Below are 22,715 nucleotides of genomic sequence, written 5' to 3' on the forward strand. Positions count from 1 at the left end.
CGCTTCGGCCGGGTACGGCGCGGTGAAGGCGATCCGCGCACGTCGGGTGCTGGCCGCTGTCGCTCCGGAGTTCCGGGGGAGACTGCTGGTGCCGGGAGACAGCGACTACGACAAGCAGCGCACCGTCTGGAACGCCATGGTGGACCGCCGGCCCGCGGCGATCGCTGTGTGCACCTCGACCCTCGATGTGGTCCGCGCCGTAAACGCCGCCCGGGCGGAAGGTCTGCCCGTGTCGGTGCGCGGCGGGGGACATTCCGTCTCGGGCCAGGCGCTGTGCGAGGGCGGCCTCACCATCGACCTTTCCGGTATGCGCCGGGTGACAGTGCGCGCCGGCCAGGGCCTGGTCGAGGCCGAGGGCGGCTGCCGCCTCGCCGACCTGGACCGGGCCACCGCCGCACACGGCCTGGCGGTGCCGGCCGGAACGGTGTCCGAGACGGGGCTGGGCGGCCTGGCGCTCGGCGGCGGTACCGGCTGGCTGACCCGCTCCTTCGGGCTGACCTGTGACAACTTCGTGGCTTGCGAAGTGGTACTCGCCGACGGCCGGGTGGTCGAAGCCTCCTCCACCGAGCGAGCGGACCTGTTCTGGGCGCTGCGGGGCGGGGGCGGCAATTTCGGGATCGTCACCCGGTTCACGCTCCGAGCGCACCGATTCGGTCCCGGCATGCTTGTGGCCGTGTCCCTGTACCGGCCGGAGGAGGCATACGAGGCGCTGGCCGCATACGCGGACCTCGCCCCGGGACTGCCCAGGACGATCGGCTGGCACGCGTCACTGAAGAAGCGGTTGCCGCCCTATCCCTTCGTGCCCGCCGATCGCGTGGGCGAGCCCGGGCTGCTGCTGATCGCCATGTGGCTCGGCGACGCCGACGACCCCGCGGCGGCGCAGTTGCGGCGCCTCACCCAGGTGGGCAGACCCTGGGCACGGGAATGCCTCGTGTTGCCGTTCGCGGACGGTGTGCAGCGGCTGATGGACGCCGAGTTTCCCGATGGAAGGCGCTACTACACCAAGGAGGCGCATCTTCGGGGACTCGACGAAGAGGCAATAGGGGAGATAGTGCGTTTCTGGGCAGAGATGCCGATGTGCGGGGAGATCGTGCTTCTGGGCCTCGGCGGGGCGCTGTGCGACGTGCCCGAGTCGGACAGCGCCTTCTCCCACCGTGAGTGTCCGTGGTGGCTGGAGTTCCTGTTGCACTGGCAGGACCCGCGGTGGGACGCCCCGTACGCACAACAAGCCCGCGAAGCCGTCGGCCGGCTCGGGGCATGCGTGGCGCCGGGCACCTACTTGAACATGCGCAACGCCGACGAAGGCGACGACGTCCGGGCGCTGACCGAAGCGTACGGAGGGCCGGAGAAGTACGCCCGGCTGCGGCAGGTGAAGTCCCGCTACGACCCGGGAAACAACCTCCGGTCCAACTGGAACATCCCACCGGCCGATCCCGGCACAAAGCCTGGCAAACCGCTACGGCGAGCCGCCGACCAGGATGAGGAGGACACATGGCCGGACTGAAAGATGTGCCCGCGCGACTGACGGGCAAAGTGGCGGTGGTCACCGGTGCTTCAAAAGGCATCGGTGCGGCGATCGCGGTGCGGCTGGCCGCGGAGGGTGCCGCGGTGGCCGTCAACCACTCCTCGGACCGTCCCGACAGCAAGCAGGCCGCCGACCGGGTCATCGAGTCGATCCGCTCCTCGGGTGGCGTCGCCCGCGCCGTACGCGCCGACGTGACCGACGCCTCACGGATCGCCCTTTTCGAGGAGACCGTACGTCTCCTCGGACCGCCCGACGTGCTCGTGAACAATGCGGGGATCTACTCCTTCACTCCTGTCGAGAACCTGAGTGAGGAGGAGGCGCGTCGGCACTTCGACACGAACGTCCTGGGCCCGGTCCTCCTGACGCAGGCGGCGCTGCGGTACTTCCCCTGCCGTGGTGGCACCGTCATCAACATCGGTTCCATCTGGGGACAGTCCGGTACTCCGCGGACCTGCGCGTATTCCGCGAGCAAGGCGGCGGTCGAAGCGCTCACCCGGGTCCTGGCCGCTGAACTCGGGCCGCGCGGCATACGCGTCAACTGCGTGGCGCCGGGCTTCACGGAGACCGAGGGCACGCACGCGCTCGGTCTCCCCGGAACGCGCCTGCATGATCGTCTGCTGACCGACACGCCACTGGGACGCGGTGGTCATCCTGAAGACATCGTGCCTGTCGTCGCCTTCCTGGCCTCGGACGAGGCCGCCTGGATCACCGGCGAAACGATCAGGTGCTCCGGTGGCCTGCGCTGAGTTGCCCCGTCCCCTTTCACCTCCTTGTCTGTGAGAGGGGACGGTCCCGGACGTACCGCCGACCAGGGGCGTGCGCCCAGGCGTGAAGCGCGACCAGCAGGAGCACGCTCTACTGGCGTCTTGGGATGAGACAGGCGCAAGCTGCATTCCGCCTCAGCTGCCACCCCACAGAGCAACCCGAGTCGGGTGCCGCTCGTCCCATGCGCACAGCTGCCGGATGAGTCTCCGCGATGCGGTGTCGGCCCTCGGTGCTGGCCGCGAGCGCCGACCACCCTCTCCGCCGCACCACGGCCGGCAGCCCACCGCCATCGGCGCGCCCCCTCCCATGCGCCGATGGCGGCGCGCTCGCCGGGACGGGCTGTGCGTCCCCTTGACCGGCAGAAACTTCCCGGATATTGGTGACTCCTTGGAAGTTTCCTTCAGCGATCTCCTCCGGAAGGAGCGCACCGTGCACCACGCCGGCACGAAAAGCGCAGGAAACACCGCTTCCTCCCCCTCCAGACGCACGCTCCTCGCCGCCACCGCGGGCGTCACCGCGGCCCTGACGATCGGGCCGACCACCGCCCACGCCGACGACGACGAACGCCTCCGGAAGCTCATCTCCCGGATGACCCTGGAGGAGAAGGTCGGCCAGCTCTTCGTCTCCCGGGTCTACGGCCACTCCGCCACCGCACCCGACCAGGCCGACATCGACGCCAACCTCAGGGAGCTCGGCGTGCGCACGGCCGCCGAGCTGCTCGCCACGTACCGCCTCGGCGGCGTCATCTACTTCACCTGGGCGCACAACACCCGCACCCCGCACCAGATCGCGGACCTGTCGAACGGCATCCAGAAGGCCTCCCTCGACCTCCCGCGCGGACTGCCCGTGCTGATCTCCACGGACCAGGAGCACGGCATAGTCGCCCGCGTGGGCAGGCCCGCGACGCTGTTCCCGGGCGCGATGGCGGTCGGCGCCGGCGGCTCGCGCTCCGACGCCCGCACCCTCGGCCGGATCGCGGGGGAGGAACTGCGCGCGCTGGGCATCCGTCAGGACTACTCCCCCGTCGCCGACGTGAACGTCAACCCGGCCAACCCGGTCATCGGCGTACGGTCCTTCGGCGCCGACCCGGACGCGGTGGCCGGGCTGGTCGCGGCGGAGGTCGCCGGGTACCAGCGCGCGAAGGTCGCCGCGACCGCCAAGCACTTCCCCGGGCACGGTGACACCGAGGTCGACAGCCACTACGGCTTCCCGGTCATCGAGCACACCCGGGAGCAGTGGGAGACGCTCGACGCTCCCCCGTTCCGGGCGGCGATCAGGGCCGGTATCGACTCGATCATGACCGCGCACATCATGGTCCCGGCGCTGGACCCCTCCGGCGACCCGGCCACCCTCTCCCGCCCGATCCTCACCGGCATCCTGCGCGAGGAGCTGGGCTACGACGGGGTCGTGGTCACCGACTCCCTCGGCATGGAGGGCGTCCGCACCAAGTACGGCGACGACCGGGTGCCGGTGCTGGCGCTGAAGGCGGGCGTGGACCAGCTCCTCAACCCGCCCAAGCTGGACATCGCCTGGAACGCGGTCCTGAAGGCCGTACAGGACGGCGAACTCACCGAGGAACGGCTCGACGCGTCGATCCTGCGGGTGCTGCGGCTCAAGGCCAGGCTGGGGCTGTTCGAGGAGCCCTACGTCAGCGCGCGGGGCGTGGACCGCACCGTCGGCACCAGGCCGCACCTCGCCGCGGCCGACCGGATCGCCGAGCGGACGACGACCCTGCTCGTCAACGAGGGCGGGCTGCTGCCGCTGTCCCGGCGCGAGCACCCCAGGCTGCTCGTGGTCGGCGCCGACCCGGCCTCGCCGTCCGGCACGACGGGCCCGCCCACCGGCGTCCTCGCGACCGCGCTCACCGAACTCGGCTTCACGGCGACGGCGCTGCCCACCGGCACGGCCCCGTCCCCGGCGACCGTCGACCGGGCCGTCGCGGCGGCCCAGGACGCGGACGCGGTGGTCGTGGGGACGTACAACGTCACGGCGAGCAGCTCGCAGAAGACGCTGGTCGAGCGGTTGCTGGCGACCGGGAGGCCGGTGGTCGCGGTGGCCGTCCGCAATCCGTACGACGTGGCCCAGCTGCCGGGTGTGCGCGCTTACCTGGCGTCCTACTCCTGGACGGACGTGGAGCTGCGGGCGGCGGCCCGGGTCATCGCCGGGAAGGTTCGGCCGCGCGGAAAGCTGCCGGTGCCGGTGCAGCAGGCGGACGATCCGGCGCGGGTGCTGTATCCGCTCGGGCACGGGTTGTCGTACTAGGCATCGATCGGACGTAGGGTGCGGTACGCCGCGCTCCCGGCGCACCACCCCCAAACGGGCGCAAAGCGCGCTGCGTGTCTGGCGTGTGCCCGCTGTGGCGGGTCACGCTGGACGGGGGTGGGGGGATGACCATGCGCGGGAGACGGTGTGCCGGGGTGGTGCTGGCGGCGCTGCTGATGGGCTGTCAGGCCCCGGCGGCGGAGGGCGGCCCGGGCCCCGGCCTGTCACCCGCGCCGACCGGGGCCTCGGGGTTCGGGGCGGTGTTCCTGGCGGTCGACGAGTGCAGTTCGTTCGGTACGACGAGCTTCACCGAGGTGCCCTGCTCCGGCGAACGGGCGGCCGCGCGGGTCGTGGCGCGCTACGACGGCCGGGTGGACGACGGGCCGACGTGCCCGGCGACCACGGACTTCGTGCTGCACATCAGCGAACAGCGCCCCTCTGACGACGAGGACGGCGACGGCGCCGTCCCCCAGGGGTACGCCTGTATGCGCAACCTCCAGCCGCCGCATCCCGGCGACCCGGGCGGCGGGGGCGGCCCGCGCACCATCGTCGGGGACTGCGTGTACGACGCCGGGGGCGGAAAGGTGCGGGAGACGGCGTGCGACGGCTCGGGCCGGGAGCGGCCGGAGTACAGGGTGACAAAAGCGGTTGGCGCCCGAGCCGACTGCCCGGCGACCACCGCCCTGTACGTCCAGCTGGGCGGCGCCGACCCGGTGGGCTGCGCCCGCCCGGTGTGACCGACGGACGGGCGCAGCACTGGTGTCACGGACGCAGGGTGCGCTCCGCGCCCCGCTTGTCGAGCCGGGAGTCGTACTTGGCCAGCGGCTTGGCGGCGGCCGGGTTGGCCTCGACGGTGGCGGACGCGACGCCCGCCCACTTCAGGATCCTGGCGGTGGCCAGCGCCTTCTGCTTCTCCGGGAGACCGGCCACGTTGGCGCCGTGGTTGGCGCCGGGGGCGGTGAAGACGTACGAGTCGCGCGCGCCCTTGCCGAGGCGGAACGGCTCGGCGCCCCACGGGTCGTTCTCGCCGTAGACGAACAGCATGTGCCGCGCGTTGTGGCGCACCCAGCTGTCGACGTCCCGCATCGCCCACGGCTGGAACTTCATCTCGATGTCACGCGGGACGAAGGAGCGCGGCGGGAGGTAGCCGTACCGGATGTACTTCTTCTCGATGTGCGGGAAGACGATCGTCGGCGCGCCCAGCTGCGTACCCGCCTGGTAGTAGTACGGCGTGTACGGCGCCAGGCCCTGGTCGGTGTAGAAGGAGAACCCGGCGACCGTGTCGATGGAGTTCCAGATCTCGTCGTCGGTCGCGTTCTTCGCGTCGGCCGGGATGGTGTCGCAGTCGGACAGCAGGCTGTACTGCCAGAAGCCCCAGACGTAGTCGAGGACGGTCGCCTCGTACGCCTTGTCCAGGCTGCCGACGGTGTTGAAGGTGTAGCCGTTGTCGGCCGCGAACGCCTGGTACCGCTCCTCCAGCGGTTCCCGGCGCACCAGCGCCTCGCGCTGCACGCCGTTCAGCCGGTCCCGGCACTCCTTGGTGCCGACGTTCGCGAAGAACTCGTCGTACGCCGAGTCCTCCTTGTTCACCACGTCGTTGGGGGCGACGTACGCGACGACGCCGTCCATGTCACGGGGGTAGAAACGCTCGTAGTACGTGGCGGTCATGCCGCCCTTCGAACCGCCCGTGGAAATCCACTTCTTGGAGTAGACCGGCTTCAGCGCCTTGAAGATGCGGTGCTGGTCGCTGGCGGCCTGCCAGATGTCCAGCTTGGTCCAGTCGGCCGGGCTGGGCCGGGACGGCGTGAAGAAGCGGTACTCCATGGAGACCTGGTTGCCGTCCACGATCTGGGTCGGCTCGCGGCGGCTGGGGTTGGTGGAGACGTGGTAGCCACTGGTGTGGAAGACCGTCGGCCGCGAGACGTCCTTGTGCAGCACGGTGACGCGCTGCTGGAACGTGCCCCTGGAGGGCCTGCGGTGGTCGACCGGCTGCGTGTAGGTGAGCACGAAGAAGCGGTACCCGGGGTACGGCTTCTCCTCGACGAGGCTCATGCCGGGTATGGAGAGCAGCCGATCCTTGATGTCGGTGGCCTCCGGCTGGGCGGCGGTGGCCGCCCCCGCCGTGCTCAGCGTGCCTATGAGCACGGTGAGCGCGAGCAGCCATCTGAGCGCCTTGCGCATGCACCCTCCCTGTGAGAACAGATGTGCGCCGGAAGCTATCGGAGCAACACACCTGTGCACCAGGGTGGTTGACGAATCAGCAGGTCACGTCAGGTCAGGTCAGCACAGGATCCAGCCCGAGCTCACCGACCCCCGCCCCACCGAGCCCTTCACCCACACGCACCGCTGCCCGGCGTGCACGGTCACCGGCCCCGCGTGATGCGAGTACCTGCCCTTGTCGACGACCGGGCGGTTGCCGCGCGCCTGCACGCTGACCGACATCGTCCGCTTCGGGCCGGGGTTCTTCGCGAGCGTGACGGCGCAGACGTAACCGCCGCGCTTGTAGACCTGCACGACGCCGGTGGAGAACGGCAGCGTCCTGACCTTGCGTCCGGCGCAGCCGGCCGCCGCCGCCTGCGCGTCCGCGGGAGCGGCGAGCGCCAGCAGTCCGGACGCGGTCAGCGCGGCCACGCCGAGCGCCATCCGACGTCGTATCGCACCGGTGTCCACAGTCGTCCCCTCCGCACCCCTCGGATCGACGTACGGATGTACGGACGCAGGGCGTATGCCCGACGGTTGCACGGGCTCAGACGCCCACGGTCTCCTCCGGCTCCGGCGCCCCGACGAACGTCCGCCACAGCCGCGCGTACCGCCCGTCACGCGCCAGCAGCTCCTGGTGCGTACCGTCCTCCACGACCCGGCCGTGATCCATGACGATCACCCGGTCCGCGCGGGCGGCCGTGGTCAGCCGGTGGGCCACCACGAGGGTGGTACGACGGCCGGTCAGCCGGTCCGTCGCCTGGTTGACCTGCGCCTCGGTCGCCAGGTCCAGCGCGGCCGTCGCCTCGTCGAGGAGCAAGATGTCCGGGTCGACGAGTTCGGCGCGGGCCAGCGCGATCAACTGCCGTTGCCCGGCGGAGAGGTTGCGGCCGCGCTCGGCGACCTCGTGGAGGTAGCCGCCGTCCAGCGTCGCGATCATCTCGTGCGCGCCGACCGCGCGGGCCGCGGCCTCCACCTCGGCGTCGGTGGCGTCGGGGCGGCCGTAGGCGATGGCGTCGCGGACGGTGCCGGGGAAGAGATACGCCTCCTGCGGTACGACGCCCAGGCGGTGCCGGTACGAGGTGATGTCGAGGTCGCGCAGGTCGGTGCCGTCGACGGTGACCCGGCCGCCGGTCGGATCGTAGAACCGCGCCACCAGCTTCACCAGCGTCGACTTGCCCGCGCCGGTCTCGCCGACGAACGCGACGGTCTGCCCGGCGGAGACGGTGAGGTCGACGCCGCTGAGGGCCTCCTCGTCGTCGCCGTAGGAGAAGTGGACGTTCTCGAAGGCGATCTCGCCCCGCAGGGAGCGGACTTCGCGGGGTTCGTCCGGGGACTTGGTCGACGTCGGTTCCTGGAGCAGTTCCTGGATCCGGCCGAGCGAGACGGACGCCTGCTGGTAGCCGTCGAAGACCTGGGAGAGCTGCTGGACGGGGGCGAAGAAGAGGTCGATGTAGAGCAGGTACGCGACCAGCGCGCCCGTGGTGAGCGTGGCCGCCTCCACCCGCCCGGCGCCCGCGACGAGCACGGCCGCCGCGGCGGCGGACGACAGGAACTGCACGAACGGGAAGTAGACGGAGATCAGCCACTGACCGTGGACACGGGCCTGCCGGTAGCTGTCGCTGCGCTCCGCGAACCGCCGCCCGCCGTCCCGCTCGCGGCCGAACGCCTGCACGATCCGCAGCCCGGACACCGTTTCCTGAAGGTCGGCGTTGACCGTCGACACCCGCTCACGGGCGAGCTCGTACGCCTTCACGCTGGCCCTGCGGAAGAAGTACGTGGCGATGATCAGCGGCGGGAGCGTGGCGAACACGACGAGGGCGAGCTGGAGGTCGATCACCAGCAGGGCGACCATGATGCCGAAGAAGGTGACGACGGAGACGAAGGCGGTGACCAGGCCCGTCTGCAGGAACGTCGACAGCGCGTCCACGTCGGTCGTCATCCGGGTCATGATCCGGCCGGTCAGCTCCCGCTCGTAGTAGTCGAGTCCGAGCCGCTGGAGCTGGGCGAAGATCTTCAGCCGCAGGGCGTACAGCACGCGTTCGCCGGTCCGGCCGGTCATCCGCATCTCGCCGATCTGTGCCGCCCACTGGGCGAGGACGGCGAGCAGGGCGAGCAGCGAGGCGGCCCAGACGGCGCCGATGGCCATCTGGCTGACACCGCTGTCGATGCCGTGCCGGATCATCACGGGCAGCAGCAGTCCCATGCCGGCGTCGACGGCGACGAGACCGAGGCTGATCAGCAGGGGCAGGCCGAAACCTCGGAGCAACCGCTTCAGCCCGTACGACTCCTCCGGCTGGACGGCACGGGCCTCGTCGACGGCCGGGGTGTCGGTGGCCGGGGGCAGGGCGTCGACCTTGGCGAGCAGTTCCGGGGTGGCCGGGGTGCCGGCGAGGGCGGTGTCCTTGGGCTCGCGGTCACCGGTCCACAGGTGGGGCGTGACCCCCCGTTCGGCGTCGAACTCGGCGTCCAGTTCGTCGCGGACGGAGGTGTCCTCCCGGGGCGCGGCGGGCGGGGCGTGGCCCGGGGAGACGGCGCCGAGTCCGTCGGGGTCGGTGAGCAGGCGGCGGTACAGGGCCGAGCGTTCCTGGAGCTCGTCGTGGGTGCCGATGTCGGCGAGCCGGCCGGCGTCCAGGACGGCGATGCGGTCGGCGAGGTTGAGCGTGGAGCGCCGGTGGGCGATGAGCAGCGTGGTGCGGCCCCGCATGACGTGCTTGAGGGCCTCGTGGATCTCGTGCTCGACGCGGGCGTCCACGGCGGAGGTGGCGTCGTCGAGGACGAGCAGGCGCGGGTCGGCGAGCAGGGCGCGGGCCAGGGCGATGCGCTGGCGCTGGCCGCCGGAGAGGGTGAGGCCGTGTTCGCCGACCTTGGTGTCGTAGCCGTCGGGGAGTTCCCGGATGAAACGGTCGGCCTGGGAGGCGCGGGCGGCGGCCTCGATCTGTTCGTCGGTGGCGTCGGGGTGGCCGTACGCGATGTTGTTGCGGACCGTGTCGGAGAAGAGGAACGAGTCCTCGGGGACCAGGCCGATCGCCGCTCTCAGCGAGGCGAGGGTCAGTTCGCGGACGTCGTGGCCGCCGACGAGGACGGCGCCGTGCGTGACGTCGTAGAAACGCGGCAGGAGAAGGGAGACCGTCGACTTGCCGGAGCCGGAGGAGCCGACGACCGCGAGGGTCTCGCCGGGGCGGATCTCGAAGGTGAGGCCCTTCAGAACGGGCTTGCTGTCGTCGTATCCGAAGGAGACGTCGTCGAACTCGACGGTCGCGGGCGCGTCGGCGGGGAGGTCCTTGTGCCCGTCGCGCATCGACGGCTCGGTGTCGATCAGCTCCAGGACGCGCTCGGTGCCGGCGCGGGCCTGCTGGCCGACGGTGAGGACCATGGCGAGCATCCGGACCGGGCCGACGAGCTGGGCGAGGTAGGTGGAGAAGGCGACGAACGTGCCGAGCGTGATGTGGCCGCGCACGGCCAGCCAGCCGCCGAGGGCGAGCATCGCGACCTGGCCGAGGGCGGGGACGGCCTGCAGGGCGGGGGTGTACTTGCTGTTCAGCCGGATGGTGCGCAGCCGCCCCGCGTAGAGCTTCCGGCCGACTTCCCTGAGCTTGCCGGTCTCCTGCTCCTCCTGCCCGAAGCCCTTCACCACCCGTACGCCGCTGACGGCGCCGTCGACGACGCCCGCGACGGCGGCGGCCTGCGCCTGGGCGTACCAGGTGGCGGGGTGGAGCTTGGTGCGGGAGCGCTTCGCGATCCACCAGAGGGCGGGGGCGACCGCCAGGGCGACCAGGGTGAGCGGGATCGACAGCCACGCCATGATCACGAGGGAGATCAGGAAGAGCAGGATGTTCCCGATGGTCATCGGGAGCATGAAGAGCAGGCTCTGGATCAGCTGGAGGTCGCTGGTGGCGCGGCCGACGACCTGGCCGGTGGACAGCTCGTCCTGCCGGCGGCCGTCGAGCCGGGTGATCGTCTCGTACATCTCCGTCCGCAGGTCGTGCTGGACGTCGAGGGCGAGGCGGCCGCCGTAGAAACGGCGGATGTAGGTGAGGACGTAGACGAGGAGGGCGGCGGCGATGAGGAGGGTGGCCCAGGGGGCCATGGTGCGGGTCCCGTCGCCGATCACGTCGTCGATGATCACCTTGGTGATCAGGGGGACGAGGGCCATGACGGCCATGCCGGCGAGGGAGGAGCCGAGGGCCAGGACCACGTCCTTGGGATATCGCCAGGCGTAGCCCCAGAGTCGTCGTGCCCATCCCCGTTGCGGTTCCACGCCGGTGCCTTCCGTTTGGCCTGATCTTCCGGAAGGCACCAACGCGGAGAGGGGTGGATTTCATCCCGCCGTGGGGGTTCCCGTTGTCATTCGGGTGCGGCGCCGTGGGGGCCTTTCGCGCAGTTCCCCGCGCCCCTTAGGGGGTTGTCCTGACCTGCATTGAATAGAAGCGGGTCGTTTGCGCTGCGTTCTGGTTGTCGTCGCTGGCGAGCAGGAGCCGGAGGCGGCCCTTGGTGTGGCCCGTGATCGTCATGGCCTCGATGTTGTCGAGGAGCGGGTTGGGCTGGGGCTGGTTGGCCGTCGCTCCCAGTGACGGGCAGTTCACCAGGTCCGCGAGGAGGGTCTTCCTGATCAGGCGTACGTCGTCCTGGCCGGTCAGCGTGTCGATGCCTACGGTGTTCGTGGCGCGACGCGGGTCGGCCCGGTAGAGGCGGACCGTGTTGCCGACGCCGGAGGTCCAGCCGCGCTCCAGGACGAGGAGGCGGCCGTCGGGGGTCGCGGTGACCTCGGGGACGCCGAGGCCGGGGTCGGTGCGGTAGGCGTACTGGGCGCCGAGGCGGAAGCCGTCCTTGCCGTGCCGCTGCCAGGTCTGGAAGCGGACGATGCCCGCGCTGTCGCCGGAGAGGGCGTACTCCATGGAGGCGAGCAGGGTGCGGCCGCCGGGCAGGAGGGTGAGGCCCTCGAAGGTGCCGTTGCTGACCGCGCGGCCGGCCGGGGCGACCTTCAGCGCGTCCGGTACGGGGAGGCGGCCGAGGATGCGGCCGTCGCGGGAGTAGCGGCGTATGGAGGGCTCGGTCTCGGAGGAGACCAGGTAGGTGCCGTCCCGCTCCACGACCAGGCCCTCGGAGTCGAGGTCGGCGCCGTTCTCGTCGGCGAGCTGGACGACGCGCTGGGGCGCGAGCGTCTTCGCGTTCAGGCCGAACAGGGAGGAGCGGTCGGACAGCGCGGCGAGCGTGCCGTTCCGGTCGACGGCGAGGGCGGAGAAGTTGCCGACGTAGGTGCCCTCGTAGGTCGTCTTGTCGAGCGCGTCGGAGAAGCGGTCGATGGAGACGGACGGCGAACAGGCCTGCGTTGCGGAGAAGTTGGTGCCGGCCTGGGCGGGCCCCGCGGCGGTCAGGCAGGTGGCCGCGGCCAGGGCGGCGGTGACGGTGGCGAGCACGGAACGTGCGGTGCGTGAGGTGCGTACGGGTCTCAGGTGCATGGGCGTCACCGTAGGACGGGACGGTGACGGGCGGGGGACCGCCGCGTGAAGCGTCATCAGGAGGCGGCGAGGTCCCGGTGGACGACCTTGGCCACGCCCTGGATGGTCGCGATGCCGTAGTTCATGGTGCTGTTGCCTTGGGTGAGCACGGTGATCGTGTAGTCGTGGCCACGGCCCTTGAAGGCGCCGACGCTGTGCACCCGCCAGCCATGCGTGGCCCGCTGCAGCCAGCCGTTCTTGACAGCGACGGAGACCCCGGACGGCACCCCGTACGGCGTGCCCCAGCGCTGCGAGGAGACGACCTGGCCCATCAGCTTCAGGATGTAGGCGCGTGAGTTGTCGCTGAGCACCCTGTTCTTGGCGGTGATGAGCTTGAGCAGCTTCTGCTCGTCGGTGACGGTGATCCGGGTCAGGCCCCAGTAGCCGTTCGCGCCGGGCTTGGTCTGCGTCATGCCTGCGGCGGCGAGGAAGCCTTTGATCTTCGTCATGCCCAGCTGCCTCCACAGGGTGGAGGTCGCGGCGTTGTCCGACTTGGTGATCATGGCCTTGGTGAGGGAGACCTCGCGGGCGGTGAGGTACCGGTTGTGCTTCTTCGCGTCCCACAGCAGCGTGGCGAGGACGGTGACCTTGACGACGCTGGCCGAGTCGTAGGTGGTGGAGGGCCGCAGGGTGCAGGTGGTTTTCGTGGAACGGTCGTAGAGGCCGACCGCGATGGTCCCCTTGCGGTCGGCGAGGGCGGCGGTGATGTCCTTCTTGAGCTTGGCGGCGAGGCCCGCCTTGGCGGACGTACAGCCGACGGTGGGTGTGGGCGCCGCGGCGGCGGGCGAGGCGGCCGCGACGCACGCTATGAGCACACCGGCGCCCACTCCTGCCGCGCCGAGCGCTCTGGCGCGTCCGGAAATGCCTCTTGACGTGTCGCTCGGTATCCCGTGAGTCATGTTCTCTTGACTCACGGGTTCGGGGGAAAGGTTGTACCGAGTACCGCATCAAGCAACGTTGGCTCTGTCGCTCGCCGGTGGTTGCTCGCCGGTGGTTGCTCGCCAGTGGTTGCTCGCCAGTGGTTGCTCGCCAGTGGTTGCTCGCCAGTGGTTGCGATCCTTCGGCGGGGGTGCGGTCATGGTGGAGGGGTGGGCGTGGGCATGGGCACGAAGCAGTCGGTGCGGTGCGAAGTCCCTTACTTCCCAGCCGTCGTGGTGTCATTCGGCCTGATGTGGGCTGTTGGCGCTGACCGTCTGCACCGGCCTGCTCAGGAGCCGGTACGTCGTGCGCGCGGTCGAGTTCACCAAGGCGCAGGTCCGGCTGGAGAGCCGCGCGGGCGTGCGGACGGTGCGCATCGCCGACGTGCGGGCGGTGCGGGTGGAACACTCCGGCGACACCGCAGACGGCTACGTGGAGACATCGCTGCGGCTGGACTGGCGCGAGGGAAGCAGATCATTCGACTGCCACCACGATCCCACGTTGGGCCCAGCGCGCGTGCGGCCGCTCCCCTCCCACGTCACCGTGGAAGAGCGGTGACACGAACTCCAGGAACCTTCGAGCGGTTGACAATCATGGCCAAGGGGGGGGCGGGGTTGCGGGCGTGGTGGCGGAGGCCGTCGGCGATGCTTGGGGAGGCGCCTTCACCCTTGTTATGGTGCGCCGATGTCATCGACCAGGCAGTTCCAAGTCACCTTCGACTGCGCGGAACCTGAGCGTCTCGCTCGCTTTTGGTGCGAGGTGCTGGGGTACGTCGTACCGCCGCCACCGGCGGGGTTCGCCACTTGGGACGATTTCAAGCGCTCCCAGCCTCCCGAGGATCGGGGTTCATGGTTCGCCTGCAGTGATCCCTCAGGTGTGGGCCCGCGACTGTTCTTTCAGCGCGTCCCCGAAGGCAAGGTCGCCAAGAATCGGCTGCATCTTGACGTGAGAGTCGGTACCGGACTCGTGGGGGAAGAGCGCCTGGCCGCGCTCGAGGCCGAATGCGCACGACTGGTCCCTCTCGGCGCGGTACGCGTGCGACTCCTGTATGACGGCAACGATTCGTGCATCGTGATGCAGGACATCGAGGGCAACGAGTTCTGTCTCGATTGAGCGTCCTCCGAGCCAGCGAGGTGGGGAGCCGTCTCCCTTGGGCCTCTCTGGCCTCGCAGGGGCGAGAGTTATCCCGTGAGGGCGAGGGTGTGCAGCCGGGCGATGCCGAGCATCGCGGTGTGAATGCCGTCGCCCTTCAGACGCAGCCGCGAAGGGACTTCCAGGTCTTCATTCGCGCGAAGACGTGCTCGGTCTGGCCGCGTTCGCGGCGATGCGGAATGACAGGTCGGTGCCCCGGTAGCCGCCGTCCGCGATGACCGTGGTCCGACCGACGGCGACGACGCCGATGATGCGGTCAGCGGCCGACTTCGACGCCGTGAGCAGCGGGGTGAGCTGCCGCAGGGCCGACCTTGTGCTCGGGCATCGCGCCTTTCCCTCCGATAGGGGAGGCCATACGTCCACCGTACGCGCGCGGCGGTGGGCCTTCGAGCCGGGCGGGCGACGCCGCGACGGCCGCCTGCCTCTCAACTCGCGTAGACAAACCCGATTTGCCGTTTCCCGTCACCCGATAGACACGTACAAGCCCTCGACACCACTGCATGTCCATGCCACTCTCCCGTTTGCCGCCTCCGTTCAACCCGCGTAGATGGGACACCCCGCATGCTGGCGACACGCATACGCCGCCGCTGGAAGTCAGTGGCGCTGACGACGGCCGCCGTCCTGGTCGGCCTCACCACACCGACGCTGACCGCGACCCCGGCGGCAGCCACGACGACCGCGTACGACTCGACGTACTACAAGAACGCGATCGGCAAGACGGGGACGAGCCTCAAGTCCTCGCTGCACACGATCATCAGCGACCAGACGAAGCTGTCCTACTCCTCCGTCTGGAACGCCCTGAAGGTCACCGACCAGGACCCGAACAACAGCAACAACGTGATCCTGCTGTACTCGGGCATCTCCCGCAGCAAGTCCCTCAACGGCGGCGACGTCGGCGACTGGAACCGCGAGCACGTGTGGGCCAAGTCCCACGGCGACTTCGGCACCTCCACCGGCCCCGGCACCGACCTGCACCACCTGCGCCCCGAGGACGTCCAGGTCAACTCCATACGCGGCAACAAGGACTTCGACAACGGCGGCAGCAGCTTCACCAACAGCGGCGGCAGCCTCACCGACTCTGACTCCTTCGAGCCCCGCGACGCCGTCAAGGGCGACGTGGCCCGCATGATCCTGTACATGGCCGTCCGCTACGAGGGCGACGACAGCTGGCCCGACCTGGAGCCCAACAACTCCACCAGCAACGGCAGCGCCCCCTACCACGGCCGCCTCTCCGTCCTGAAGCAGTGGCACGAGCAGGACCCGCCGAGCGCCTTCGAGGAGCGCCGCAACGACGTCATCTACAACTCCTACCAGCACAACCGCAACCCGTTCATCGACCACCCTGAGTGGGTCGAGGCGATCTGGTAGCCACGACGGACACCGCACACGGGGCCGAGTTCCTCAGCGCGCACGACCACGGGGAACTCGACCTCGGTACCGCCGCGCAGCGGGGCGAGTCGTCGTCAAGGGCGAGACCACTGACTTCGGCTCGTCAAGGTGACGCTGGTTCGTCGAGGGTCAGGCCGGTGCCTGCTATGAAGCCGTCGAGGGTGCTGGACCGGTACTGAAGGCGCTTGAGCCGGTTGCGTACGAGTGCTTCGAGCCGATCGAGGGCGACGACGGCGAGGTTGGCCAGGCTGCGTTTGACGTGTGCCCATACCCCACTCGACCAGGTTGAGGTCGGGCGAGTAGGCCGGCAGGAGGAACACCGTCAGCCACTCACGCTCGGCAATCAGCTCACCCATGGCGCGGGAGACGTGGGTGTTCAGGCGGCCCATACCAGCACGACCGGCGCCTTGACGAGCTGGTGGACGCCGTCGATCAGCGCGATGAAGTCCCGCTCGCCCATGCTGCGGCGTCTGCCCTTGCCCGCTCGGTGGGTGCGCAGGCGGTGGCACTGCCGGGTCCGGGAGCCGGGCCGGTGCATCAGCCTCGTCGCACCCGAGACGCTGTAGGAGACGTGGAACTTCCGGCCGATCAGCGTGGCCACCCTCGCTGTGGTCCACACCTGGTCCTCCACCCAGCCGTGCGCGGCCGGACCCTGCTCCAGATACGCGGCCAGCTTCTCCAGACAGCGCGGGGACAGACGGCACCGCGAACCGCTCGGGCCACGGGAGACCAGAGCCCCCGCACCACCGTCCCGCCACAACTGATGCCACTGGTAGGCCGACTTCCGGCTCACCCGCAGTTGGCGCGCGACCTCCGATGGCTTGACCTTCCGCTCGAACAGCTCGCCCGCCCACATCCGCACGGTCTCCCGGCGCCGGCGTCCCGCAGCAGTCAGCCCGCCCCCATCCGCATATCTCACACAGCACGGGATACGGCCACCGCTCCAGGCCCATCACGGACTTCGCCGAAGTTCACCCTGACGAGCCGAAGTCAGTAACTGGCCGCTGACAGACGTCGCTTCTTTGCATTCTCGTCGGCTTGCCCGGGCCAGCGGGTTGATCGGTCCGCGAGCCTTGATCGCTGCCGAGCCTGCTGATTGGCTGGCTGACATGACTGACCTCGGACCCGTCGCTTGGCCGCCTGCCCCGATCAGGACCGAGAGGCTCGTGCTCCGTGAGCCCGAGGCCCGGGACCGTGCGGCGTTCATCGAGCTGCTGGCGTCGCCAGAGGTGCACACCTACCTCGGCGGCCCCAGGCCGCGTGACGAGCTTGAGCGCGAGATGCCCGGAGCGCCCGAGCGGTGGCCCGGGAGTTTCGTCGTTGATCTCGACGGGGCGATGATCGGCCAGATCCTGCTCAGGAGAGCAACGGGGCACCGTCGCCCGGCTGCCGCGGGGAAGGCCGATCTCGGCTACCTGTTCCTGCCGCGAGCGTGGGGATTCGGGTACGCCGCCGAGGCGTGCGCGGCGGCACTCGACTGGTTCGACGGCGTCCTTCCCGGCGAGCCGGTGGTGCTCACCACCCAGACCGCCAACGTCGGCTCGATGCGCCTCGCGGCAAAGCTGGGGTTCACCGAGGTAGAGCGGTTCCAGGCCTGGGACGCCGAGCAGTGGCTCGGCCTGCGGTCCCCGGTCATGCCGTCCGATTGAGCTCATGCCCGGCAGCGCGACGGATCCAGAGGCCGCCCTTCCGTCCCGTGTGACCTGGCCGGTCAAGTGGCAGGGGCTTGTTCGGCCTGGGCTTTGGTGTGGGCTTCGACGGCGGCTACTGGGAGTGGACGGCACGCAGCGGCTACCGCGACATGCCGCCCCACCTGCACGGCCACGTCGGCTCGTTCGTCGCGAGCACCCACGCCTGCTTCATCAACTGGGGCCCGGCCGAGAAGCGCGACGCCTTCAACGGCGACTGGCGCTCCCGCTACCTCGGCGACTTCGGCGGCCGGATCGACGGGGTCGGCCCCGGTGCCTGCTGATCCGTCGTCAGCCCAGGTGCGTCGGCGCGAACATCCGCAGTACCGCGGGGAGAACGACCACCGAAGGCCCGGGTGACGCCAGCGCCTTCGCCAGGTCCTGTTCCAGCATCTCGGGGGTCGTGCGGGTCCCGGGGACCCCGAACGACTCCGCCAGCGCCACAAAGTCGGGGCGCGTCAGTTCCGTCGCCGTGGCCTGGCCGAAGGCGTCCGTCATGTACGCGCGCAGGATGCCGTAACCGCCGTCGTCGACGATCAGCCAGGTCACCGGCAGGTCGTACTGCCTCGCCGTCGCCAGCTCCGCGATCGAGTACAGCGCGCCGCCGTCGCCGGACACCGCCAGCACCGGACGGGTCGGGTCCGCCACCGCCGCGCCCAGCGCCGCCGGGAAGCCGTAGCCGAGACCGCCCGCGCCCTGGGCGGAGTGCATGGCGTTGGGGGCCTTCGGGTCGAAGGCCGACCAGGCCCAGTACGCCAGGATCGTCATGTCCCAGAAGGACGGGGAGTCGGAGGGCAGCGCCCGGCGGACCGACGCCAGCACCTGCTGTTCCAGGGTGCGTTCCTGGGCGGCGATCCGGTCGGCGATCCGCCCGAGCACCTCGCGTACGCGCTCCCGCACCCCCGCGTCCTGCCGGTCCTCCACCGTCTCAACCGTCTCCAGCAACGCCTGCAACGCCAGCCGCGCGTCCGCGTGGATGCCCAGCGCCGGGTGGTTGGACTCCAGCTTGCCGAGGTCCGCCTCGATCTGGACGACCCGGCCGCGCGGCTTGAACGTGTGGTAGTTCGAGGAGAGTTCGCCGAGGCCGGAGCCGACCACCAGCAGTACGTCCGCGTCCTCCAGGAAGTCCGTCATATGACGGTCCTCCAGCCAGGACTGCAGCGACAGCGGGTGTTCCCAGGGGAACGCCCCCTTGCCGCCGAAGGTCGTGACGACGGGTGCCTGGAGCCGCTCCGCCAGCTGGCGCAGCTTCTTCGACGCGTCCGCGCGTACGACTCCCCCGCCCGCGATGATCGCCGGGCGGGCCGCCTTCGAGAGCAGGTCAGCCGCCACCGCCGTCAGTTCGGGGCGCGGCACCAGCTCCTCCGGCGTCGCGTCCACCCCCGTCACCACCGGCAGCGAGGTCTCGGCCAGCAGTACGTCCTGCGGGATCTCCACCCACACCGGCCCGTGCGGAGCCGTCAGCGCCGACCGCCACGCCTCCGCGATCGCCGACGGGATCTGCGACTGCGTACGGACCGTGTGGACGGACTTGACCACGCCCCGGAACGAGGCGGCCTGGTCGGGGAGTTCGTGGAGGTAGCCGCGGCGGCCGCCGCCCAGCCCGGCCGTCGGGATCTGGCTGCTGATCGCCAGCACGGGGGCCGAGGCCGCCCGCGCCTCCTGGAGGGCGGCGAGCGAGGTCAGCGCCCCCGGCCCCGTCGACAACAGCAGCGGCGCCGCCTCGCCCGTGATCCGGCCGTACGCGTCCGCCGCGAAACCGGCGTTGTTCTCCACCCGCAGGCCCACATACCGCAGGTCCGAGCGGCGCAGCGCGTCGAACATGCCGAGCGCGTGCTGGCCGGGCAGGCCGAAGACCGTCGTCGCGCCGAGCCCGGCCAGCGTCTCCACGACCAGGTCTCCGCCGCCTCGGCCGGGGGGAGGGTTCAGTGCGGCCTCCGTCTGCGTGGCCGTCGGGCGGAGTACCAGGTCGTGGTCGTGAGTCACTTCGCGCGCGCCTCGGCAATCTGTCGGGACATGATCGTGGTCAGTTCGTACGCCGTGTGGGAGGCGGCCACCGACGTGATCTCCGCGTGGTCGTACGCGGGGGCCACCTCGACGACGTCCGCCGACACCAGGTTGCAGGATGCCAGGCCGCGCAGGATCTCCAGCAGCTCGCGGGAGGTCATGCCGCCGGCCTCGGGGGTGCCGGTGCCGGGCGCGTGCGCAGGGTCGAGGCAGTCGATGTCGATGGAGATGTACAGCGGGCGGTCGCCGATGCGCTGGCGCAGCTGGTCGGCCACCTCGTCGACGCCCCGCCGCATCACGTCCGCCGAGGTCACGATGCCGAAGCCCATCTTGGCGTCGTCGTCCAGGTCCTGCTTGCCGTACAGCGGGCCGCGGGTGCCGACGTGGGAGAGCGCGGAGGTGTCGAGGATGCCCTCCTCCACCGCCCGCCGGAACGGGGTGCCGTGCGTGTACTCGGCGCCGAAGTACGTGTCCCAGGTGTCGAGGTGGGCGTCGAAGTGGAGCAGGGCGACGGGGCCGTGCTTCCTGGCCACCGAGCGGAGCAGCGGCAGCGCGATGGTGTGGTCGCCGCCCAGTGTCATCAGGCGGGCGCCGGTGCCGAGCAGGTCGTCGGCCGCCGCCTCGACGGTCTCCACGGCCTCGTTGATGTTGAACGGGTTCACGGCGATGTCGCCGCCGTCCGCGACCTGCGCGAGCGCGAAGGGGGAGGCGTCCTGCGCCGGGTTGTACGGCCGCAGCAGCCGGGACGCCTCGCGGATCGCGTTGCCGCCGAAGCGGGCGCCCGGCCGGTACGAGACACCGGAGTCGAACGGCACGCCCACGACGGCGACGTCGGCGGTGCCGACCTCGTCCAGGCGGGGCAGCCGGGCGAACGTCGCGGGACCGGCGTACCGCGGGACGCGGGAGGAGTCGACGGGGCCGCGGGGTTCAGCCGACGGAACCTTGAGGCGCTGGACATCTGCACCATGACGGTCAGGCGTTTGCATTGAATTCCTCAGTTCGAGTGATCGGTCGTTGATCGGATATCGGTGATCGGTGGCAAGCCGTAGTTTTCGATCTGGCGCGCGCATGCCCCACCAGCCCGTCACTCGCTCCCGGCTCATTGCCGGGACCCGCCTCGTCGCAGGCGGGTACGGAGTGACCAGCCCATCCTTCGGACGCAGTGAGGTGCAAAACCGGCGGTGACGTTCAGTTCGAGTGAGCGGACCCACCCCGCCGTGCTTCCTCAGCGGCAGGCTCTGGAATCCGTGGTCGCAGACACGCTCGGGAGCAAGCACGAAACGGACCACGGACTCCCCGTCCCACAACCGGGCACGGCTCCCGGGGCGGCGTTGGCCGCGGTGCTCGACAAGCGAGGGCGCCCACTGATTCTCGGCACCGCCACTCTTGTGCGGTATCCCTCCACAGTGCTGGTCACAACATCGACTGGGCGCGGCTCCTACTCCCGCACCCGGTCCGACGCACACGGCTTCCCCCGCCTTCTCCTGCCAAAGCGGAGGTACTCGTACGGCTACGCAACCGGAGACCTTGTGCGTGTGGTCATCCGCACTGGTCGATACGCCGGGACGCACAGCGGGCGGATCGCCGTCCGCTCCACCGGCAGGCATCGTGTCACCACTTCCACCGGGCAGCGCATCGACACCCGGCACCCGAACATCCGGCTTCTCCAGCGAGCCGACGGATACAGCTACAAGATCAAGCACGAGGTCGAGGCGATCGACATCCATCGCACGTCCTCCTCGCTCCGTGGCTCCGCTCCCTCACGACGTTAAGTGGCTCGAAGAAGGCCAGAAAGTGTACGTTTTATCCATCGCATACCGAGTGGATGGAGGAAACATCCACCATGCCGGACCCGGCCGTCCCGCCCACGCCACCGGTGCCCTTGTCGGCACTCCTGGCCCGTGAGGACCTGGCCCTGCACCAGATCGCCGGCCCGGCCGACGCGGACACGGTGATCCACTGGGCGCACACGTCGGAGTTGGCAGATCCGTATCCCTACCTGCTGGGCGGTGAGCTGCTGTTGACGGCCGGGGTGCACATCCCGGAGGCGGCGTCAGGGACGTACTTCGACGACTACGTGTCGAGGATCGTCGCGGCGGGTGGCGCGGCACTCGGATTTGGCCTCGCCCCTGTGCACGACACCGTGCCGCGCGCCCTGGTGGAGGCGTGCGACACATACGAGCTCCCGCTTCTGGAGGTCCCGCCCCGGACCACCTTCTCGGGCGTGGCCCGCGCGGTCTGGCAGCTCATGGCCCAGGCCCGCCACGCCGAACTGCGCCGGGTGACGGAGGCCCAGCAGAGCCTGGCGGCGGCGGCCTCGCGCCCGGACCCGGTACGGGCGGTGCTGCGCCAGCTGGCCCAGCGGGTGGAAGGCCAGGCGGTGCTGTACGGGCCGGACGGGGCGGTGATCGGGGAGGCGGGGCGCGGTCAGGGGGACGAGGTGCGGGAGTCGCTGGCCGGGCTGGCGGAGGTTGTCATCAACCGCTCGTCGGCCACGGCCACGGACACCACCGCGTCCGGCATCCGCCTCGCCGCCTACGCCCTGGGCACCGGCCGGGGCTTCGTCCTCGGCGTCGCCGCCCCGCACCGCGACCCCGCCGACCACGCCATCGCCTCCGTCGCCGCCGTGCTCCTCTCCCTCCTCACCGGCGAGCACCAGAGCGGCACCGGAGCGGCCCGCTCCTCCGCGCTGGTGCGGCTGCTGCTGGGCGCCGAGCCGGAGGCCGTGGCCCCGCTGCTGGGTGCCGGGCGGTGGCTGGTGGTGCACGCGCGGCCCGACACGACCGCCCCCGACCCGGTCGCCGCCTCGGCGCTCGGCGCGGCGCTGGGTTCGCCGCTGGTGGACCTCGGCAAGGACGTCGTACGCGTCCTGCTGCCCGCCGATCGTGAACCGGCCCCGCAACCCGGCTGGACCCTGGGCGTCAGCGCCCCCGTCGGCCCCGGGGAGTGGTCGGCCGCCGACACGCAGGCGGCCCGCGCGCTGGCCCGCGCCCGCGCCACCCGCACCCCCCTGGCCCACCACGGCACCGGCCGCCCCGGACTCACCGACCTGGTCCCGGCGGCCGAGGCGCAGGCCCACGCCACCACCGTTCTCGCTCCCCTCACCCCGAACCCCGCCCTCACCGAAACCCTGCGCACGTGGCTCTCCCTGCACGGCAGTTGGGACCGCACCGCCGTCGCCCTGTCCGTCCACCGCAACACCGTGCGGCAACGGATCGCCCGGTGCGCGGCGCTCCTCGGAAGCGACCTGGACGATCCGGACGTACGGATGGAGCTGTGGTTCGCGCTGCGGCAGCTGTGACCCGAGTG

At 70.6% G+C, this 22,715-nt stretch carries 19 protein-coding genes and 1 pseudogene; 11 read left to right on the top strand and 9 right to left on the bottom strand.

Translation table 11 applies throughout. The features are described 5' to 3' along the window. The first annotated feature begins 22 nt into the window (after positions 1–22). The 4 genes from KWI83_RS24320 (at position 23) to KWI83_RS24335 (ending at position 5,289) form a co-directional block, all read left to right on the top strand. Complete coding sequence (locus tag KWI83_RS24320) at positions 23–1,504, top strand: FAD-binding oxidoreductase (protein WP_218516519.1); 1,482 nt, start codon at positions 23–25, stop codon at positions 1,502–1,504. Next, positions 1,492–2,271 (top strand): SDR family NAD(P)-dependent oxidoreductase, encoded by a 780-nt coding sequence (locus tag KWI83_RS24325; RefSeq protein ID WP_218516520.1) that lies wholly within the window; start codon positions 1,492–1,494, stop codon positions 2,269–2,271. Before KWI83_RS24320 ends, KWI83_RS24325 begins: the two co-directional genes overlap by 13 nt. A 448-nt stretch (positions 2,272–2,719) precedes the next feature. Further along, positions 2,720–4,552, top strand: a complete 1,833-nt coding sequence (locus KWI83_RS24330) for a glycoside hydrolase family 3 protein (protein ID WP_308122153.1) — start codon at positions 2,720–2,722, stop codon at positions 4,550–4,552. A 131-nt stretch (positions 4,553–4,683) separates the two neighbouring features. Beyond that, entirely contained in the window at positions 4,684–5,289 is a 606-nt protein-coding gene (locus KWI83_RS24335) for a hypothetical protein (protein WP_218516522.1), read from the top strand. Between the two features lie 25 nt (positions 5,290–5,314). Here KWI83_RS24335 and KWI83_RS24340 read toward each other — a convergent pair whose 3' ends face one another. The 5 genes from KWI83_RS24340 to KWI83_RS24360 all read right to left on the bottom strand — a co-directional run bounded on the left by KWI83_RS24340 (position 5,315) and on the right by KWI83_RS24360 (position 13,151). Next, positions 5,315–6,733, bottom strand: a complete 1,419-nt coding sequence (locus KWI83_RS24340; RefSeq protein ID WP_218516523.1) for a S28 family serine protease — start codon at positions 6,731–6,733, stop codon at positions 5,315–5,317. Positions 6,734–6,832: 99 nt separating this feature from the next. Then, the gene (locus tag KWI83_RS24345; RefSeq protein ID WP_218516524.1) at positions 6,833–7,222 is read right to left on the bottom strand and encodes a hypothetical protein; all 390 of its coding nucleotides are present in this window, start codon (positions 7,220–7,222) and stop codon (positions 6,833–6,835) included. 76 nt (positions 7,223–7,298) lie between these two features. Continuing rightward, positions 7,299–11,012: an ABC transporter ATP-binding protein gene (locus KWI83_RS24350; protein WP_218516525.1), complete on the bottom strand. Its 3,714-nt coding sequence runs from the start codon at positions 11,010–11,012 to the stop codon at positions 7,299–7,301. Between the two features lie 136 nt (positions 11,013–11,148). Then, on the bottom strand, positions 11,149–12,213 hold the full coding sequence (locus tag KWI83_RS24355; protein ID WP_218516526.1) for an esterase-like activity of phytase family protein: 1,065 nt from the start codon (positions 12,211–12,213) through the stop codon (positions 11,149–11,151). 56 nt (positions 12,214–12,269) lie between these two features. Next, the gene (locus KWI83_RS24360; RefSeq protein WP_218516527.1) at positions 12,270–13,151 is read right to left on the bottom strand and encodes a serine hydrolase; all 882 of its coding nucleotides are present in this window, start codon (positions 13,149–13,151) and stop codon (positions 12,270–12,272) included. A 280-nt stretch (positions 13,152–13,431) separates the two neighbouring features. On the opposite strand from KWI83_RS24360, the gene KWI83_RS24365 reads away from it, so the two are divergent. Together KWI83_RS24365 and KWI83_RS24370 are read left to right on the top strand one after the other, a co-directional pair. Beyond that, the gene (locus KWI83_RS24365; RefSeq protein ID WP_218516528.1) at positions 13,432–13,728 is read left to right on the top strand and encodes a hypothetical protein; all 297 of its coding nucleotides are present in this window, start codon (positions 13,432–13,434) and stop codon (positions 13,726–13,728) included. A 126-nt stretch (positions 13,729–13,854) separates the two neighbouring features. Then, positions 13,855–14,283 carry a VOC family protein gene (locus KWI83_RS24370; protein ID WP_218516529.1) on the top strand — a complete coding sequence of 143 codons (429 nt, stop codon included), beginning with the start codon at positions 13,855–13,857 and terminating at the stop codon, positions 14,281–14,283. A 68-nt stretch (positions 14,284–14,351) separates the two neighbouring features. Here KWI83_RS24370 and KWI83_RS24375 read toward each other — a convergent pair. Next, positions 14,352–14,559: pseudogene (locus KWI83_RS24375) on the bottom strand (IS5/IS1182 family transposase); the annotation flags it as partial. Between the two features lie 324 nt (positions 14,560–14,883). Here KWI83_RS24375 and KWI83_RS24380 point away from each other — a divergent pair. Further along, a complete protein-coding gene (locus KWI83_RS24380; protein WP_218516530.1) occupies positions 14,884–15,690 on the top strand; it encodes an endonuclease I family protein in 807 nt (268 codons plus the stop codon). 397 nt (positions 15,691–16,087) lie between these two features. On the opposite strand, the gene KWI83_RS24390 is transcribed toward KWI83_RS24380, so the two are convergent. Beyond that, positions 16,088–16,567, bottom strand: a complete 480-nt coding sequence (locus KWI83_RS24390; protein ID WP_374106372.1) for a winged helix-turn-helix domain-containing protein — start codon at positions 16,565–16,567, stop codon at positions 16,088–16,090. 253 nt (positions 16,568–16,820) lie between these two features. On the opposite strand from KWI83_RS24390, the gene KWI83_RS24395 reads away from it, so the two are divergent. Further along, the gene (locus KWI83_RS24395) at positions 16,821–17,360 is read left to right on the top strand and encodes a GNAT family N-acetyltransferase (protein ID WP_218516531.1); all 540 of its coding nucleotides are present in this window, start codon (positions 16,821–16,823) and stop codon (positions 17,358–17,360) included. A 77-nt stretch (positions 17,361–17,437) separates the two neighbouring features. Beyond that, positions 17,438–17,683, top strand: a complete 246-nt coding sequence (locus tag KWI83_RS24400) for a hypothetical protein (protein ID WP_256362749.1) — start codon at positions 17,438–17,440, stop codon at positions 17,681–17,683. Between the two features lie 7 nt (positions 17,684–17,690). Here the strand turns inward: KWI83_RS24400 and KWI83_RS24405 are convergent, their stop codons facing one another. Both KWI83_RS24405 and speB read right to left on the bottom strand, forming a co-directional pair. Continuing rightward, positions 17,691–19,385 carry a thiamine pyrophosphate-binding protein gene (locus tag KWI83_RS24405; protein ID WP_218516532.1) on the bottom strand — a complete coding sequence of 565 codons (1,695 nt, stop codon included), beginning with the start codon at positions 19,383–19,385 and terminating at the stop codon, positions 17,691–17,693. Then, positions 19,382–20,392 (bottom strand): agmatinase, encoded by a 1,011-nt coding sequence (gene speB, locus KWI83_RS24410; RefSeq protein ID WP_218516533.1) that lies wholly within the window; start codon positions 20,390–20,392, stop codon positions 19,382–19,384. Before speB ends, KWI83_RS24405 begins: the two co-directional genes overlap by 4 nt. A gap of 549 nt (positions 20,393–20,941) precedes the next feature. Between speB and KWI83_RS24415 the strand changes: the two genes are divergently transcribed. Both KWI83_RS24415 and KWI83_RS24420 read left to right on the top strand, forming a co-directional pair. Further along, positions 20,942–21,178 carry a hypothetical protein gene (locus KWI83_RS24415; protein WP_218516534.1) on the top strand — a complete coding sequence of 79 codons (237 nt, stop codon included), beginning with the start codon at positions 20,942–20,944 and terminating at the stop codon, positions 21,176–21,178. Positions 21,179–21,231: 53 nt separating this feature from the next. Further along, positions 21,232–22,707: a PucR family transcriptional regulator gene (locus KWI83_RS24420; RefSeq protein ID WP_256362750.1), complete on the top strand. Its 1,476-nt coding sequence runs from the start codon at positions 21,232–21,234 to the stop codon at positions 22,705–22,707. Positions 22,708–22,715: the final 8 nt, after the last annotated feature.

The organism is Streptomyces sp. TRM70350, from assembly GCF_019219825.1.
Lineage (GTDB): Bacteria > Actinomycetota > Actinomycetes > Streptomycetales > Streptomycetaceae > Streptomyces.

Excerpts from the sequence above, each read along its gene's own strand:
- KWI83_RS24355 (WP_218516526.1), bottom strand. The coding sequence starts at position 12,213 with ATGCACCTGAGACCCGTACGCACCTCACGCACCGCACGTTCCGTGCTC.
- KWI83_RS24390 (WP_374106372.1), bottom strand. The coding sequence starts at position 16,567 with ATGTGGGCGGGCGAGCTGTTCGAGCGGAAGGTCAAGCCATCGGAGGTC.
- KWI83_RS24395 (WP_218516531.1), top strand. The coding sequence starts at position 16,821 with ATGACTGACCTCGGACCCGTCGCTTGGCCGCCTGCCCCGATCAGGACC.
- KWI83_RS24360 (WP_218516527.1), bottom strand. The coding sequence starts at position 13,151 with ATGACTCACGGGATACCGAGCGACACGTCAAGAGGCATTTCCGGACGC.
- KWI83_RS24370 (WP_218516529.1), top strand. The coding sequence starts at position 13,855 with ATGTCATCGACCAGGCAGTTCCAAGTCACCTTCGACTGCGCGGAACCT.
- KWI83_RS24335 (WP_218516522.1), top strand. The coding sequence starts at position 4,684 with ATGCGCGGGAGACGGTGTGCCGGGGTGGTGCTGGCGGCGCTGCTGATG.
- KWI83_RS24420 (WP_256362750.1), top strand. The coding sequence starts at position 21,232 with ATGGAGGAAACATCCACCATGCCGGACCCGGCCGTCCCGCCCACGCCA.
- speB (WP_218516533.1), bottom strand. The coding sequence starts at position 20,392 with ATGCAAACGCCTGACCGTCATGGTGCAGATGTCCAGCGCCTCAAGGTT.
- KWI83_RS24325 (WP_218516520.1), top strand. The coding sequence starts at position 1,492 with ATGGCCGGACTGAAAGATGTGCCCGCGCGACTGACGGGCAAAGTGGCG.
- KWI83_RS24380 (WP_218516530.1), top strand. The coding sequence starts at position 14,884 with ATGCTGGCGACACGCATACGCCGCCGCTGGAAGTCAGTGGCGCTGACG.
- KWI83_RS24340 (WP_218516523.1), bottom strand. The coding sequence starts at position 6,733 with ATGCGCAAGGCGCTCAGATGGCTGCTCGCGCTCACCGTGCTCATAGGC.